Raw genomic sequence first — 15,892 nt, forward strand, 5'->3', positions numbered from 1 at the left:
CCTTGAGTGAGGCCAAGCACGTAGAGATCCTGTCCATCCTCAAGAAAAACACGGCTCACTCCGAGGGGGCGAAGACTGACCGTATAAGCACCCGACGAGGAGGAGAATCTGTTGAGAGACGGTGGATGTGCGAGCGTCCCCCGTCTCGTTTTGCCCTCTCAGGATTGTCTGATGAAATTCTGCGCAGGCTCCCCGATAGTTTTCAGGCAGCTTTCAGGGTTGTGGACTGTAATCTATTCAGGCAGTGAGAACCATTGCCGATAAGCAGTCCTCAAGGAGTTTTTTGATGAAGAATCGCACGCAGATGCGCGCTCTTGCCGTCGTCGCCGTCACCCTGGCTACGGTCCTCAGCGCATGCGGATCGACCGGCTCGTCCACCTCGTCCGCGTCCAGCACCAAGAGCCAGAGCGGAACGGCCACCAACGCGGCCAGCAACGACCCGAATCTGCTGTTTGCTCAGTGCATGCGTGACAAGGGCTTCGACGTGCCTGACACGGGCCTGACGCCCGATCAGCTCAACGATCACTCCACCGCCTTCGACTCTGCCCTCAACGAGTGCATGATGAAGGTCTCCGGCTTGACCGGCGAGGACAACATTGCGAACGACCCCGCAGCGCGCGAGTCAATGGTCAAGGCAGCGCAGTGCCTGCGTGAGGCCGGATATGACGTCAAGGACCCGCAGGCGGGCGAAGGCATCAGCGTCAAGGACATCCCCGAGGATGTGCTCAACAAGTGCTTCCAACAGTCAGGGGCCGCCAAGTGAAGCGTTCGCAAACCCTGCGCCCCGCGGCACTCGCGATCCTGGCGATCGGCGCGCTGACCCTGTCCGCCTGCTCGGGCACCAACACAGACGCCCAAGCCCCCCAGTCCTTTGACGGTGCGACGGAGACCATTACGAAGGGAGACCTGGCGGGGGAGACCACCGTCCAGGGAAACCTCCACTACGCCGACTCCTACACCCTCAAGAGTGCTTTCGAAGGCGTTGTCACCTCCCTGCCCACGCCCGGCACGACCCTCACCCAGGGATCGCACGTGTATACGGTCGGTGGCGACAACACGTATCTGCTCCACGGCTCTACCCCCGCCTGGCGCACGTTTGAGGCAGGCATGGACAACGGCGAGGATGTCACCCAGCTGGAGACCGCGCTGTCCGAGCTCGGCTATTTCGAGGCTACCCCCGATGCCCACTTCGACTGGAACACGACCGTGGCGATCCAGAGGTGGCAAAAGGCCCTCAACCTGCCCCAAACCGGCTCACTGCCGCTGGGCACCGTCCTCTTTGCACCTGAGGACCTGCGTATTGGTGCCCTGAAGGCCCGTGTCGGCGACAACGCGACGATGGAGACGGAACTGTTCACGGCCTCTTCCTCGCGTCAAGTCATCTCCGCGAACCTGAAGCTCTCCGACCAGGCTCTCGGCGTCGTCGGAAACTCAGTGACCGTGCGCCTGCCCGGCTCCACCACCACGACGACCGGAACGATTACCTCGGTCGAACCCCCGCGCGAAAAAGCCAGCGAGGAGGGATCCGAGGAGACGACCAAGGAACGAATTATTCCGATCACCGTCACCCCCGATGACACCTCCGCCCTCGAAGGGCTCCAGGAGGCCTCGGTCTCCCTGGGCCTGACCTCCGAGACTCGTACGGACGTGCTGTCCGTGCCCCTCAGCGCGCTCGTGGCCCTGAGTGCCGACCAGTTCGGCGTCGAGGTCGTGGATGAGTCGGGCAAGATTCGTCGGGTCCCTGTCACCGTCGGCCTGTTCGCGGGAGACCGCGTCGAAGTGAGCGGCGACGAGATCGCCGAAGGCCAGCGCGTGGTGGTGCCCAACCGATGAGCCACATCCTGCAACTGACCGACGTGCACCGGTCCTTCGGCAGCCCGCCCGTGCATGCCTGTAACGGAGTATCCCTGGCCGTCGACGAGGGAGAGTTCGTCGCCATCGTCGGGCCGTCCGGCTCCGGAAAATCCACTCTGCTCAACCTCATCGGAACGCTCGACCGCCCCACCTCGGGCAGCGTGTGCATTAACGGCACAGACGTGTCCTCCCTGCGTGACACGGAGCTGTCGGGAGTGCGATCGTCGCTGATCGGTTTCGTGTTCCAGCAGTTCCACCTGACGGCCGGCGTCTGCGCCCTTGACAACGTCGCAGACGGACTGCTCTATCGGGGCGTGCCCCGTGCCAAGCGTCGCGAGGCCGCGCGTGAGGCTCTGACCCGCGTGGGCCTCGGACACCGCATGGACCACAAGCCCCACCAGATGTCGGGCGGTGAACGCCAGCGCGTCGCAATCGCTCGTGCCATCATCGGGCACCCGGCCCTGCTGCTGGCCGACGAGCCCACCGGCAACCTCGACTCGCGCTCGGGCGCGTCCATCGTCACCCTCCTGCGCGAGCTCAACGAGGCCGGCACCACCATCATCGTGATCACCCACGACAACGACCTGGCGGCCTCGCTGCCCAGGCAGATCGCCATCCGCGATGGCGAGATTGTCTCCGACTCCGCACACCCGGGAGGTGGCCATGGAGAGTGAGAAGAATTCAGAAACCGGTCGCTCCGCCCTGCGCCTCTCGGACGTCGCGCGCCTGGGCCTGACGGGCCTGCGCGCTCGCCCTATGCGTGCCGTCCTCTCGGCCCTGGGCATCGCGATCGGCATCGCGGCCATGGTCGGCGTCGTCGGCGTCTCCGCATCCTCACAGGCCCGCCTGCAAGAGCAGCTGCGGGCGCTGGGTACCAACATGCTGACGGCGCGCAGCGGCGCTGACCTGTCGGGGACGGACCTCATCCTGCCCGAGGACGCCGTGGGCCGCACTCTCATGATCCCGGGCGTCACCGACGCGGCTTCGACGTCGACGCTGAGCGGCGTCTCCGTGTACCGCTCGCGCCTGTCCGACCCGAACGCGACCGGCGGCATCATCACGATGGCGGCTGACACGAACCTCCTGAATGTCGTATCCGGGACCATGAAGAAGGGCACGTGGCTCAACGATGCCACCGCGAAGTATCCGGGCGTCGTCCTGGGCTCGAAAGCCGCGCAGCTGCTCGGCGTCGTCGAGCCAGGCACCCAGGTGTGGCTGGGTGGCATGTCGTTCACCGTCTTGGGCATTATGGATCCAGCACCCCTGGCCGAGGAACTTGATAACGCCGCCCTCATCGGCGTTGCCGCCGCGGACACGTACTTCGGCGCGGGCAAGACCCCCACGACGATCTATGAGCGCTCCTCCGAGGACCAGGTGGAGAACGTCCGCGAGCTCCTCGGACCCACGCTCGCCCCGCAGGGCGCCACCGGCCTCAAGGTCTCACGCCCTTCCGACGCACTGGCCGCCCAAAACGCGGCCGACCAGACGCTCACGACCCTGCTCGCCGGCGTCGGTTCGATCGCCCTGCTCGTCGGTGGCATCGGCGTGGCCAACACGATGATCATTTCCGTCCTGGAACGTCGTAAGGAGATTGGCCTGCGCCGCTCGCTCGGCGCCAAGCGGGGACACGTCACCGTGCAGTTCCTGGCCGAAGCCCTGCTGCTGTCCTTCCTCGGAGGACTCGCCGGATGCCTCATCGGCGCCGGTGTCACCTGGGGCATGTGTTACGCGTACGGATGGCCGCCAACCCTGCACTGGTGGGTGATCGCCGCAGGCCTCGGCTCCACTCTCCTCATCGGCGCCGTCGCCGGGCTCTACCCCGCGATCCGAGCGGCCCGCACGCCACCCACAGCGGCGCTCGCCTCGCAGTAGGTTGCCCACATAAGAAAGCCGTGGCCGACTCGCCAACCCCGACACCGAGAGGGGAGCGAGCCGGCCACGGCTTTGTTCATGAGCAGGTCAGTTTTGCACGGGACCGCCGTAGATCTCGTCGATGACGGAGGCAAGGCGATGCGTGGCCTTCAGGCGCTTGACCTTGAGCGAGGGTGTGAGCAGGCCGTTTGCCTCCGTGAAGTCGGTCGTGAGGACCTTGATCTTGCGGATCGACTCGGCGCGCGAGACGTGCTTATTCGCCGAGGCCACCGCCTTCTCTAGGGAGGCCAGGACCTCGACGTTCGTGGCTGCCTCCGCCACGCTCATCGGGGGCAGCGAATGGGTGGCGAGCCAATCGGGCAGCATCTCCGCGTCCAGCGTGATAAGCGCGGCGATGAACGGCCTCTGGTCGCCCACGACCAGGACCTGGGAGATGAGCGGGTGGGAGCGCATCGGGTTTTCGAGGACAGCCGGGGCGACGTTCTTGCCACCCGCCGTCACGATGATCTCTTTCGCGCGGCCCGTGATGGACACGTAGCCGTCGCGGTCCAGGGACCCCAGGTCGCCCGTGCGGAACCAGCCGTCTTCGGTGAAGCAGGCGGTCGTTGCTTCGGGGTCGTTGTGGTAGTACTGGAAGATGCTTGGGCCCTTGAGTAGGATCTCACCCTCGTCGCTGATCTTGAAGGACATGGGCGGCAGAGCCGGGCCTACGGTGCCGATCTTGGACAGGTGGGGCGTGTTGACAGAGACCGGGCCGACCGTCTCTGTCAGGCCGTAGCCCTCTAGAACGGGGATACCGACGCCGCGATAGAAGTGGGCGAGCCAAGTGGCCAGGGGTGCGCCGCCCGAGACGATGTAGTCTGCGTTGCCGCCCACCAGGCGGATGATCTGCTGGTAGACGAGCTTATTCGCCAGCGCGTGCTGGGCCTTGAGGGAGGCGCTGGGGCCTTCCTCAGTGTCGAGGGCACGCGAGTAGGCGATCGCGATCTTGGCGGCCCAGCGGAAGATCTTGCGCTTGGGGCCGGAAGCCTTCGTGTCCGCCGAGTTGTAGATCTTTTCTAGGACGCGCGGGACGACGAGGAGATAGCTCGGCTTGAAAGATGCCAGGTCGTTCAGCAGGTTCTTGATGTTAGAGGCGTGGCCAAGCACGCCGTTGCCACTGATCTGGAAGACCTGCAGGAAGCGCGCGAACACGTGGGCCAGCGGTAGGAAGAGGAGCAGGCGCGAGTCCTTGCCGGCGGCAATCTCCGGCATCCACGAGTGGGCGTTCAGGCATAGGTTCGTGAAATTCTCATGGGACAGGACTGCGCCCTTGGGCGTGCCCATCGTGCCCGACGTGTAGACGATGGTTGCGATGTCGTCCTTGGTGAGGGCCTCCGAGCGGGCGAGGACGCGCTCGCGCGGGGTGGCCGAACCCTCCGCGATGAGGGTCTCGATGGCCTCGGAGTCTAGGGAGAGCACGTGGGTGCTGTCCCGGTTTTCTCGCTCTGCTGCCGCGCGCACGATCTCTGCCATGGACACGGTTTCGGTGATGATGAGGTTGACGTCCGCGTCGACGAGGACGTGGGCGACCTGGTCGATGGAGCTGGTCTCGTAGATGGGCACGGGGACGAGGCCGGCCGCCCAACACGCGAAGTCGAGGAGCGTCCACTCGTAGCGGGTGTGGCTCATAATCGCGACGCGGTCGCCGGGTTCGAGGCCCCGCGCGATGAGGCCAGCGGCGAGCGCGTGCACCTCATCGTAGAAGTCGCGCGCCGTGATGGAACGCCACGTGTCGCCGATACCGATTTTGCGCAGGATGAGGGGGCGGGTGGCACTGCGCTGCACGCGCTCTTTCAGCAGGTGGGGGATCGTCGTGTGGTCGTCGATGCGCACCAGGACGGGGGCGTGCCACTCAAGGGCTTTGGTGGTCGTCTGCGCCTGCGTCGTCGTGTCGTCGTTGGACGAGGCCGGGGTTTCTTCGGCGGTCATGTCTGCTCCCTGGTCGCTGGGCGGTGTGTGCTGCGGGACGGGGCCAGCGGCGCTCCTACTGTTTCCCCCCCTATCCTACGCGCCCGTAGAACGGGGGAGAGGGAGCGTCGAAGTTCTCTGAACTGTCGCCGAGCCTTGCGGGACAGGATCAGGCGAGAGCATCGCTCGTTCTATTCAATCCCAGTTCAGCGCGAATGATATACGTGCTGTGGTGAGTGAACATCGGCTGGTTCCACGCGATGCGTAGCTCCAGTTCCGGGGAGTTGTGAACACCCCAGTCCGCCACCTCTACCATCCGAGCGCGGTTGTCGGAGTGTGGGATGGCCGCCAGGAACCCATTGAGCCTCTTGAGTGCTATGGCTTCACCCTAGGTCGTAAACGTGCAGATCAGTGCTGTTGAGACCTGTGTCTTTCGGACATTAGCCCCGTCTTTCAATACTGGGTAAAACGAGGGGCCTCCGTGGTTTCCCACGGAGGCCCCAGCAGCCTAACGCTCAGCCCTTGCGTTTGGCAGGAGCCTCGCCCAGCTTGAAGGACTCGACGACGGCCTCGGTGGCCTCAGCGTCATCGGAGGCGGTCACGGTCAGGGCATCCACGGCCTTTGACGCGGCCTCCAGGTCACCCTTCACGGACTTCAGAGCCTCGACCTGAGCCTGCGGGGCGCACACCGTCACCGCTAGGAACGGCGTACGCGGCGACACCTTCGCTTCAGACTTCACGCGACGCAGTGCGATCAGAGCAGAAGAGGCGGCTTCGAGCACTGAGGGATTGCCCTCGACGCCAGCCAGGTCAGCTACGACCGGCCACGGAGCGGTGTGCACGCTGCCCTCGCGGTACCAGCTCCACACCTCTTCCGTCACGTACGGCAGGTAGGGGGCGAGCAGACGCACGACGTTGTCGATAACGATCGCCAGAGCCGCACGGGCGGATACGGCCGAGGCCTCGTCCCACGCGCCATCACGGTTGTAGGCGCGCTCCTTGACCAGCTCCAGGTAGTCGTCGCAGAACGTCCAGAAGAACGACTCCGTGACCTCGAGCGCGCGAGAGTGCTCGTAGGACGCCAGAGCAGCCGAGGCCTCGTCGATGACGGAGGCCAGCGTCGCCAGAACCGAACGATCCAGTGGCACCGTCACCTGCGCCGGATCCAGATCGATCGCTGCGCCCTCACCACCCATGGTCAGAGCAAATTTCGAAGCGTTCAGAACCTTGATTGCCAGACGACGACCGATCTTCATCTGCGCTTCGTCGAAGATCGCATCCAAGCCCAGTCGAGCGGACGTTGCCCAGTAGCGAACCGCATCCGAACCGTACTTTTCAAGCAGACCCATCGGGGTGACCACGTTGCCCTTGGACTTCGACATCTTCTTATGATCAGGATCAAGGATCCAGCCCGAGATACCAGCGTGCTTCCACGGAAGTTCTCCGAACTCGAGGTTTGCGCGAACAACGGTCGAGAACAGCCAGGTACGAATGATGTCCTGACCCTGAGGGCGCAGATCCATCGGGTACGTACGGCTGAACAGATCCTCGTCCTCGAGCCAACCACATGCCAGCTGCGGGGACAGGGACGACGTTGCCCACGTGTCCATGATGTCCAGTTCTCCCACGAAACCGCCGGCAACGCCACGCTGGGCTTCGGTGTATCCAGTCGGAACATCAGACGAAGGATCGACGGGCAGTTCGTCTTCGGCCGGCGTAATGATCTGGTTGTAATCGACCTCGCCGGCCTCGTTCACCTTGTACCACAGCGGGAACGGAACACCGAAGAAACGCTGGCGCGAAACCAACCAGTCATTGTTCAGGCCAGTCACCCAGTTTTCGTAGCGTACACGCATGAAGTCGGGATGGAATGCCAGCTCGCGACCGCGAGCAACCAGCTCTTCGTTCAGATCCTTACCCGACGCCGGGTTCGTCCACGGCTTGCCACCGTTACGGATGTACCACTGGCGCGAGGTCACGATTTCGAGTGGCTTATCGCCCTTCTCGAAGAAGTTCGTCTGACGCATCGTCTTCGTCGGCTCACCGCGCATCTCGCCGGACTCGGCGAGCATCGCAACCAGGGTCTCGCGTGCGGAGAACGTCGTCTTACCGGCGATCGCCTCGAATGCTGCGATACCTTCAGTGGACGTGATCCACTTGGGCGTCTCAGCGATGATACGGCCGTCCTTACGTAGGATCGCGCGCAGAGGAAGGTCGAGGTCACGCCACCAGTCAATATCCGTGGTGTCACCGAAGGTACAGCACATGGCGATACCAGCGCCCTTATCCATCTCGGCCTGCGGATGAGGAAGAACAGGAACCTCAACACCGAAGACGGGGGAGGCAACGGTCGTTCCGAACAACGGCTTGTAACGCTCATCATCCGGGTGAGCAACAAGGGCAACACACGCGCCGAGCAACTCTGGACGAGTTGTCTCGATGCAGACATCCACGCCGTTCTCCACGGGAGCACCGGCAGCGACAGCCTTCGCGGCAGCATCAGCATCTGTGAGGTGGAACGCCAGACGGTGGTAGAAGCCCGGGTACTCACGCGACTCAAGCTCAGCCTGAGCAACAGCGGTCTGGAATGTAATGTCCCAAAGACCGGGAGCTTCGCTCTGGTAGGCCTCACCGCGAGCCAAGTTGCGGAGGAATGCAGCCTGAGCGACCTTGCGGGCGCGCTTACCGATCGTCTGGTAATGCTGCTTCCAATCCACGGACAGACCAAGGTAGCGCCACAGCGCCTCGAACTGAGCCTCATCTTCAACCGTCAGACGTTCGCAGAGTTCAACGAAATTCTTACGCGAAATCGGCTTCTGATCACGAGCCTTGATCGACTTACCTTCGCCACCCTCATGTGGGGGAACAAAGTCAGGATCGTAGGGGAGGGTCGGATCAACGCGAACACCAAAGTAGTTCTGCACGCGACGCTCAGTCGGTAGACCGTTGTCATCCCAACCCATCGGGTAGAAAACGGACTTACCCATCATGCGCTGGTAACGCGCAATAACGTCAGTGTGGGTGTACGAGAACACGTGTCCAACGTGAAGAGAACCCGAAACCGTGGGTGGCGGGGTGTCAATCGAGTACACCTGCTCGCGCGTTGCCGTACGATCGAAATCGTAGGTACCTGCGTTCTCCCAGCTCTCACCCCACTTGTGTTCCAAACCTTCAGCGCCAACACGGTCAGGAACCGTCGGTGCTACAGCAGAAGTCGGGGTCGAAAGACGGCCACCCATATCAATATTCTCCATCCGAGTCGTGGACATGTACCCCACTAGAGTAGTGGGGTTTCAAGGGGAAAACCAAACGTGCGCATCGGGTATTCGCGACCTTTGCCTCCTGGCGATCAATCAACGAGGCCCGGGGAGGAACCTCGTCAATGAAACACAATAAAGGCTGGCTACGAAGTCTCCTTCGTAGCCAGTCACGCGAGTGTGAAATCCGCAATCAGAGGACAACAGCATTCATGGGGAGATGGGGTTTTCTTGGTCGGGTTCGCGCAACTGGGAGCGATGACGCGCCGGATAGACAAAGATCAGGAAGACACTTCCTGATCGCGTGCAATAGCAGCGTCGACAGCTGTCACAAGTGCGGGGGACAGACCGGCGTTTTCAGCGGCCAGCAGACCGGCAATCGTGGTGCCATTGGGCGAGCAGACCGAATCAATAAGCTGGGCAGCATTCACACCGCGTTCTTGGCTTGCAAGAAGCAGGTCCGCTGAGCCAGCAACAGCCTGGGCGGCAATCAAGGTGGCAGAAGACTTCGTCAGCCCATGTTTCACGCCGGCTCGGGCAAGCGTCTCAATAATCTGGAAAACCCACGCGGGCGAGCAACTTGCCAACGCCATGAACGCAGGGAATTCTTTCTCGCTGATTCGCACGGTACGCCCGACAGCGCCGAGCAGGCGTTCGGTTGCTCCAAGCTGAGCCTCGGTTGCATCCTGAGAGCAGATTGCGCTCATTGACTGGCCAACCTGTGCGTTGACATTCGGCATCACGCGGATCAAGGGAACCGCTGCGCCGAAATCGTGGAGCATCGAATCAAGGGTGCGACCGGCAGCCAAAGAAACAACGGCCATATCTGGACGCTCGCGAACGATATGAGCGATCTGTTCGATCACTTCAGACTGAATATGAGGTTTCACCCCAAGGACAAGCAAGTCAACCTGATGAGCGAGCGACCCATTGGATGAAGCAACCTGCCCACCAACTTCGCGGGCAAGCGCCGGAGCATGGACACCATTCGCGTCAGTGAAAAGGAAATCAGCTCCGTTCATTCCGGCCGCAACCGCACCGCGTGCAATTGCGGCGACCATTGAACCGGCTCCAATAAATCCGATGCGCATGTCGATTCCTCTTTCAGGCTCTGCTTGATGAAGGAGCATCCCGCAGTGGATGAAGCGAGATGCTCGCCACTGCTGTGTTCCTTAACCCCTTAGCTTAGTTGGGATAGGCCGTAGTGTGCGCGCCTGTCTGATTTGGAGTCCTTCTCAAAAGTCAGCGCGTGCCGGTCTCATGACGCAAGCGGTGCCCACATGGACGTCGGCGCAACCGGAGTTGGGCGACCTGATTCATTGAGAACCGTGACACATGCTTGTCCGGTACCACGATGCGTCAGAACCTCGTTCAACGCCAAAGGCGTTTCGGGGAATGTCTGAACTCGACGTTCTACCTTTCATCCTCAAGGGGGACGAGGCCGGGTGGCGTGACTCAAGCCAACCTGTTGATAGCCGGATGAGTTATCCACAGTTTTCTTATTGCGTAGGTGCGCGAGGAGGTGTTGCTTCTTAGTGTGTGCGCATGAATGTCACGAATCGTCTGAATGTCGCTCGTCTGACCGAGGCAGTGTTTGAGCCTGAAGATGAGGATCCGCTCGATGAGCCGCGTCCCGAGTGGAAGGTGCGTCTGCTCCCGTCGGTTCAATCGATGGTGCTACTGGGAGTCGTTGTTCTTCTTGTTGCGGGGATCGGTGTGTGGAAAACAACCACGGCATCGTCGGCGAAACAGATGAATGACAGTGAAGACTACGCCAGCACTGAGTCTGGGCAGTCGATTCGGGTAGCGTCATCCGCCAGCCAACCCACGTCGCTTCCGGCACCTCAACAGAACAGAGAACAGGTCACCGTTTATGTGACGGGAGCGGTCAATTCGCCGTCCCTATTGACCCTAGAAATGGGCAAACGGGTCGCTGACGCACTCGAAGAAGCGGGCGGAGTGGCAGAAGATGCCGATGTTGAACAAGTAAATCTAGCGCGCCCACTGGTGGACGGGGAACATATTGTGATTCCTCGGGTGGGCGAGGTCGCACACACCCCTTCTGATTCCTCGTCACCGACCGCATCAACAACTGGGAGCTCATGTATTGACCTGAATACGGCCGATGTTGGTGCTCTCGAGCAGTTAGATGGCGTTGGTCCGGCACTTGCCCGGCGAATCAAAGAGTTCCGAGACCAATCCGGTCCGTTCCAATCGGTGGATGACGTTGATGCGGTGCCGGGGATAGGACCAGCACTACTAGAGAAGATCCGTTCTCGGGCGTGTCAATGAAACCGCCACCGGCAATGCATGATTGGCGTCTTGCCCCCGTGGCGGTGGCAGTCTGGTGCGGTGCCCTCTTCGGAACGAAAACGGACAGCAACACGGCCATAGCTGCTGTTGCTGGTGCTACAAGCCTGGGGTGCGTGTGGATGCTGGCATCGTTGAATGCGGTTCATCCACGCCAAGGGCGTCACACCCTGATCCCATTTGGTTCCCTGCGAGCCCTGCTAGCACTGGTCTGTTTTGCCACTGTTGTGGCCGTGTGTTTGGGGGCGGTCGCTCACAACAGTGCACGGCGCACCGAGGTCTTTCAAGCGGCTCAAACCGGATCGCTGATCACGATACGTGGCGAGCTAGAAGATGATCCATCTGAAGTCTCAGGGAAGTTCTCGTCAGATTCGCAGATCGTTTCCCTTCGCGTGACAGGCGCGGGCACACAAGGGATGCGACCAACTCGCCCTATTAAAGTGCGACTAACAGGAAGCCACTGGCCCACTCTCTATCGTGGGGACACAGTTGAAACCAGGGGAGTGATCGACACTGAGTTCAGCGCGCATCTTCCTTGGGCAGGAATCATTCACACCTCGAAACTGAAATGTGTTGCTAGGCCACAAGGGTGGCGAGCTACGGTGCGAAGAATTCGCACCGGCCTCGTCGATCTGGTTGCTGACTTGGAACCTCAAGCGCAAGCTTTGGTTCCGGGAATGGCAATCGGTAATGACTCTGCAATGACGAAAGAACTGAAGGAAGCTTTTCGCCGGACCTCACTATTGCATTTAACTGCAGTCTCCGGCTCGCACTTGGCGATCATCATGGGAGTTGCCGCCCTCGTCCTACGAGGCCGCACACGTTTTCGTCTGTTCGGAATCGTAGTAGTTCTGACCATTGTGGTTGCAATAGTTGGGGCAACGCCTGCAGTAATGCGAGCGGTACTCACCTCGGCGTTGGGGATTGGGGCAGAGGCTAGCGGTAGGGGAAAACAGGGGGTGACGACGTTAAGCGCAGTCACCATCGGATCAATCCTGTTCAACCCGTGGGTCGCAAGTAACTTCGGTTTTTCACTCTCCGTAGCGGCGACCTTTGGAATGGTTGTGATCGCTCGGCACATCCTCGATTATCGGCGCAGAAAAATCCGTTCGGACACACTCATCGGCAAAACAATTGGCGTCGCGATTGACTACTTGGCAATCCCAGTCAGTTGCTATGCGATGACTTTCCCCATCCTGCTTCTTGCCAACCCACGCGTCCCGGTATACGGCATACCTGCGAATGTTATGGCCTCGGTAGCGGTTGCGCCGGCGACATTGCTGGCGATCGCGGCAACATGCCTGCTTGGAGTCTCTCCTCGGCTCGCTCACGCGTGCGCGCAAGGATCAGCGTTCTTCACGCGGTGGATTACGAACGTTGCTTTCTTCTTTGCACACCTTCCAGGGGCTAGTCATCAGCTTTCGTCGCGTGACGTGATCGTCGCTAGCATTGTGAGCGCGGCACTGGTGCTCTACTGGAAGCGTGCGCTCGTCATCCCCCTACTACGTCGAGTGCAAACGCATGTGTACATGGAACGTGTCAGACTTATAGGGCGTGCGAAGAAAGAGAGGTAATCAATGGCTAGTCGGGGAAATAAACCGCCAGCTCCGGTTGCTATTGAACTGGCTCCTATTGTCTTGATTAAGGGCAAAGAAGGGCTGCTGATCGATCGCGCTCTTGATTCTCTGCGCTCGCAGGCGCGTTCTGTAGATCCAAACCTTGAACGCACAGACCTGAACGCTGCCACCTATCAGACGGGTCAACTGGACATGATTACCTCGCCGTCACTGTTTGGTGAAAGCCGACTGGTGATCATTCGTGACCTTGAAACGATGAGCGACGCTCTTGCCAACGACCTCTTGACCTATATTGCGGCCCCTGCCTTCGATGTGTGGCTTCTTCTGGTTCACCCCGGCGGAAACGCGAAGGGAAAAAAGGTCACCGACGCTATCGCAAAAGCTAAATTCCCCGTTATCTCCGCAGAAATCATTAAATCTGACCGGGACAAGCTTGAGCTGATCCGCTCTGATGTTCGCCGTGCTCACCGTCAGATGGATCGTGATGCGATGCAAGCGATCGTTGACGCGCTTGGCTCCGACCTGCGCGAAATGGCGGCCGCAGTTGCCCAGCTTCTCTCTGACTGCGACGGCACAATCACGCTAGAGGACGTGCATCGTTATCACGCGGGACGCATTGAAGCAAGCAGATTCGAAGTAGCCGATGCGGCCATCGCTGGTGAAACAGCGCGAGCCCTCACCCTTGTACGGCACGCGTTCGCTACGGGTGTTGAACCTCAACAGCTTGTCGCTGCCCTGGCAATCAAGATCCGACAGATGGTGAAAGTATCTGCCTCATCAAGCGGACGCGGAGTCAACGTGGGAATGCAACAGTGGCAGGTGGATATCGTGCGTAGCCAGTTGCGGGGGTGGAACGATCGTTCGCTCGCAGATGCTATCCAAGCGCTTGGACGTGCAGACAGTGAAACAAAAGGCTTGTCCCGAGACCCGCGCTACGCAGTTGAAAAGGCCATTACGACGATCTGTCGGTTGCGTCGAAGGCGTTAAACGCTCAAGTTCGCGGGGCGAACGGGTTACCCAACACGTCCGTCCGTTGCCTGATGAACACGCCGTACACAAACACTTTGGGGTCGCATCTCACGTGGATGCGACCCCAAAGGTGAAGAATGAGCGATCAGCCGAGCGAAGAAACTCGCTTTGCAAGCTTGGACTTGCGGTTAGCGGCCTGGTTCTTGTGGATAACGCCCTTGGAAACGGCTTTATCCAGCTTGCGGGAAGCAGTCTTGAGGGACTCGATTGCGAGCTCTTTGTCTCCTGCTTCAACAGCTTCGCGGGTCTTGCGAACGAGCGTCTTGAGCTCGGACTTCACAGACTGGTTACGAAGACGACGCTTCTCGTTGGTGCGGATCCGCTTGATCTGAGACTTAATATTCGCCACAGTCGGAAAACTCCTTGCTTGAAGTGATTACAGGGTCGGTGAGGGCTGTGTCAGAACCGGGACTGGGACGTGGGGACATCCGCAAACGGCTCGGACCAGACCCCCTGCCCGACCAGGCCGGGAGTCCGACTAACAACGTTACCAGCGCGATACGTCGAACGCTATTTTCTTAGCGGAAAGTGGGCGTGAATGCGCTCACTAAACACGCTTATGGGTGCTTCTTGAGCGCTTGAAGCATCATTTCCCACGTGTCGCGAGGCACAGTGGCGCCCTCACGCCTGATAGCGCTGGGGCTCACGACAAGAGCTCGGTCCAAGCGAACCTCGGATGGGCGACCTGATGTGTCCCATGCGCCCGATCCGATATCCAGCCAGTACCTGCCGTTAGGTGCTTCCTGTGCCGCGTGAGGTCCTTCCTTACTGTTTTCTGCGGTCAAGTGTGACACGAGGATTCCGACTTCCGCGTGATGGCGGGCGCGAAGTTATCCACACAGTGCACACCCCCTGAGTTATCCACAATGTGTCACCGGGAAGGTGGCGCACTTGTCGTCGAAGGTAGACAGTGGGTGCACCACTGACCAATGCGTACAAGGAGGAACGCGATCATGGCACTTCAGTGCACGTCTGCCACCCCTATCGACGAGGCAGGGAATCCCGCCGATTCGCATGCGCCTGACTGGGGTGGGACCGGAATGGTTTTTCCACACATGCGTGTGCGCGAGCGTATGGAAGAGGCTCTCCAATCAGACTCGGGCGAGGTAATCGCAAAGATTGAGGAGCTGGTCAAGGATGAATCAGTTGATGTGCACGAGCGGTTGACGATTGCTCGCGCACTTGTTGATTGGTATGCGCTCAATGACCAAGCAACCGACTGTCTTCGCGTGGCACGTATCGCCACCGAGATCGGAATGGGCAACCTGGGACCGTTGGATGAGGATGTGTTGGTTGCCCGTAATTCTGAGCTTTACTGGCAGGTGACGCTGGGAAACTATCAAAATATCGATAAGAACTACCGGATTCTGATTCGCGATGTTGAGCATGTCATGGGGAACCACAGCGAACTTGCGTGGGCGGTGCGAACAAATTCCGCGATGCCCGCTAAAGCTAGGGGTGACTTTACAAAGGCCGTTTCAATTTATCGGCGCGTTGTGCGCGATATGGGGACGCGCTTGGCCGAAGACGACTCGCTGGCGATGGCCGCGCAAGACAACTTGGCTGAAGCCTTGGTGCTGGCTGATAAGTACGACTCTGCACTAAAAATCTATAGAAGTCTGCATGGGATCTCAAAGAAGAAGTGGGGGCTTGAAGATGGAAGAACTCTTCGCCTGCGCGGGGAAATTGCTCGAACAAAATTCTTGCTTGGACGCAGAAAACAGGCGATGAAAGAGTGGAAACAGACGTTCACCGACTGCGTAGAGGTTCTTGGAGCACATAATCCGCTGACACTTGAGATTCATTGTGTTCTTCTTGCTGCGTCGATTGATATGGATGATTCGCAGGCGGTTATCGACCTCTCAGAGATGCTTGTCAATGATCCCCCCGAAGAATTGGAAGAAGAAGAGATCGAAACCTTCCGCCAGATTAGTGAAAGCTATCGTCAGATCGTTGTCATGGAAGGTGAAGAGTAGGGATGCGACACAGTTCTTTTACACGGAAGAACGTGATGTGCGCGAGGTCGCGCGCTCATAGTTGGCA

At 60.1% G+C, this 15,892-nt stretch carries 12 protein-coding genes and 1 pseudogene; 8 read left to right on the forward strand and 5 right to left on the reverse strand.

Annotated features, from left to right (window positions below):
• Positions 1-286: 286 nt before the first annotated feature.
• The 4 genes from QP381_RS05595 to QP381_RS05610 are packed head-to-tail and all read left to right on the forward strand — an operon-like array spanning position 287 to position 3,726.
• Positions 287-763 carry a hypothetical protein gene (locus tag QP381_RS05595; RefSeq protein WP_103631957.1) on the forward strand — a complete coding sequence of 159 codons (477 nt, stop codon included), beginning with the start codon at positions 287-289 and terminating at the stop codon, positions 761-763.
• Positions 760-1,833, forward strand: a complete 1,074-nt coding sequence (locus tag QP381_RS05600; protein ID WP_181002091.1) for a peptidoglycan-binding protein — start codon at positions 760-762, stop codon at positions 1,831-1,833. The genes QP381_RS05595 and QP381_RS05600 overlap by 4 nt, the downstream gene beginning before the upstream one ends.
• The gene (locus QP381_RS05605; protein WP_006681299.1) at positions 1,830-2,528 is read left to right on the forward strand and encodes an ABC transporter ATP-binding protein; all 699 of its coding nucleotides are present in this window, start codon (positions 1,830-1,832) and stop codon (positions 2,526-2,528) included. Before QP381_RS05600 ends, QP381_RS05605 begins: the two co-directional genes overlap by 4 nt.
• Entirely contained in the window at positions 2,518-3,726 is a 1,209-nt protein-coding gene (locus QP381_RS05610) for an ABC transporter permease (protein WP_006681298.1), read from the forward strand. The genes QP381_RS05605 and QP381_RS05610 overlap by 11 nt, the downstream gene beginning before the upstream one ends.
• A gap of 87 nt (positions 3,727-3,813) precedes the next feature.
• On the opposite strand, the gene QP381_RS05615 is transcribed toward QP381_RS05610, so the two are convergent.
• The 4 genes and pseudogenes from QP381_RS05615 to QP381_RS05630 all read right to left on the reverse strand — a co-directional run.
• Positions 3,814-5,697 carry an AMP-dependent synthetase/ligase gene (locus QP381_RS05615; RefSeq protein WP_006681297.1) on the reverse strand — a complete coding sequence of 628 codons (1,884 nt, stop codon included), beginning with the start codon at positions 5,695-5,697 and terminating at the stop codon, positions 3,814-3,816.
• A gap of 494 nt (positions 5,698-6,191) precedes the next feature.
• Complete coding sequence (valS, locus tag QP381_RS05620; RefSeq protein ID WP_285068081.1) at positions 6,192-8,915, reverse strand: valine--tRNA ligase; 2,724 nt, start codon at positions 8,913-8,915, stop codon at positions 6,192-6,194.
• Positions 8,916-9,214: 299 nt separating this feature from the next.
• Positions 9,215-10,024, reverse strand: coding sequence for a pyrroline-5-carboxylate reductase (proC, locus tag QP381_RS05625; protein ID WP_285068051.1), 810 nt, complete (start codon positions 10,022-10,024; stop codon positions 9,215-9,217).
• A gap of 167 nt (positions 10,025-10,191) precedes the next feature.
• A pseudogene (locus QP381_RS05630) lies at positions 10,192-10,335 on the reverse strand (helicase HerA-like domain-containing protein); the annotation flags it as partial.
• Between the two features lie 143 nt (positions 10,336-10,478).
• Here QP381_RS05630 and QP381_RS05635 point away from each other — a divergent pair.
• From QP381_RS05635 to holA, 3 genes are read left to right on the forward strand one after another with little or no spacing between them, the layout of a single operon-like run.
• Complete coding sequence (locus QP381_RS05635) at positions 10,479-11,225, forward strand: helix-hairpin-helix domain-containing protein (RefSeq protein ID WP_219585226.1); 747 nt, start codon at positions 10,479-10,481, stop codon at positions 11,223-11,225.
• Entirely contained in the window at positions 11,222-12,817 is a 1,596-nt protein-coding gene (locus QP381_RS05640) for a ComEC/Rec2 family competence protein (RefSeq protein ID WP_285068052.1), read from the forward strand. The genes QP381_RS05635 and QP381_RS05640 overlap by 4 nt, the downstream gene beginning before the upstream one ends.
• Before the next feature lie 3 nt (positions 12,818-12,820).
• Complete coding sequence (holA, locus tag QP381_RS05645; RefSeq protein ID WP_285068053.1) at positions 12,821-13,807, forward strand: DNA polymerase III subunit delta; 987 nt, start codon at positions 12,821-12,823, stop codon at positions 13,805-13,807.
• A gap of 127 nt (positions 13,808-13,934) precedes the next feature.
• On the opposite strand, the gene rpsT is transcribed toward holA, so the two are convergent.
• Positions 13,935-14,198: a 30S ribosomal protein S20 gene (gene rpsT / locus QP381_RS05650; RefSeq protein WP_006681291.1), complete on the reverse strand. Its 264-nt coding sequence runs from the start codon at positions 14,196-14,198 to the stop codon at positions 13,935-13,937.
• Positions 14,199-14,802: 604 nt separating this feature from the next.
• Here rpsT and QP381_RS05655 point away from each other — a divergent pair.
• On the forward strand, positions 14,803-15,825 hold the full coding sequence (locus QP381_RS05655) for a tetratricopeptide repeat protein (protein WP_103631950.1): 1,023 nt from the start codon (positions 14,803-14,805) through the stop codon (positions 15,823-15,825).
• Positions 15,826-15,892 lie beyond the last annotated feature (67 nt).

It is taken from the genome of Pauljensenia sp. UMB6358 (assembly GCF_030216865.1).
Lineage (GTDB): Bacteria > Actinomycetota > Actinomycetes > Actinomycetales > Actinomycetaceae > Pauljensenia > Pauljensenia turicensis_A.

Coding starts and splice junctions, on each gene's coding strand:
- QP381_RS05595 (WP_103631957.1), top strand. CDS start 287: ATGAAGAATCGCACGCAGATGCGCGCTCTTGCCGTCGTCGCCGTCACC.
- QP381_RS05605 (WP_006681299.1), top strand. CDS start 1,830: ATGAGCCACATCCTGCAACTGACCGACGTGCACCGGTCCTTCGGCAGC.
- QP381_RS05610 (WP_006681298.1), top strand. CDS start 2,518: ATGGAGAGTGAGAAGAATTCAGAAACCGGTCGCTCCGCCCTGCGCCTC.
- QP381_RS05615 (WP_006681297.1), bottom strand. CDS start 5,697: ATGACCGCCGAAGAAACCCCGGCCTCGTCCAACGACGACACGACGACG.
- valS (WP_285068081.1), bottom strand. CDS start 8,915: ATGGGTGGCCGTCTTTCGACCCCGACTTCTGCTGTAGCACCGACGGTT.
- proC (WP_285068051.1), bottom strand. CDS start 10,024: ATGCGCATCGGATTTATTGGAGCCGGTTCAATGGTCGCCGCAATTGCA.
- QP381_RS05635 (WP_219585226.1), top strand. CDS start 10,479: ATGAATGTCACGAATCGTCTGAATGTCGCTCGTCTGACCGAGGCAGTG.
- QP381_RS05640 (WP_285068052.1), top strand. CDS start 11,222: ATGAAACCGCCACCGGCAATGCATGATTGGCGTCTTGCCCCCGTGGCG.
- holA (WP_285068053.1), top strand. CDS start 12,821: ATGGCTAGTCGGGGAAATAAACCGCCAGCTCCGGTTGCTATTGAACTG.
- QP381_RS05655 (WP_103631950.1), top strand. CDS start 14,803: ATGGCACTTCAGTGCACGTCTGCCACCCCTATCGACGAGGCAGGGAAT.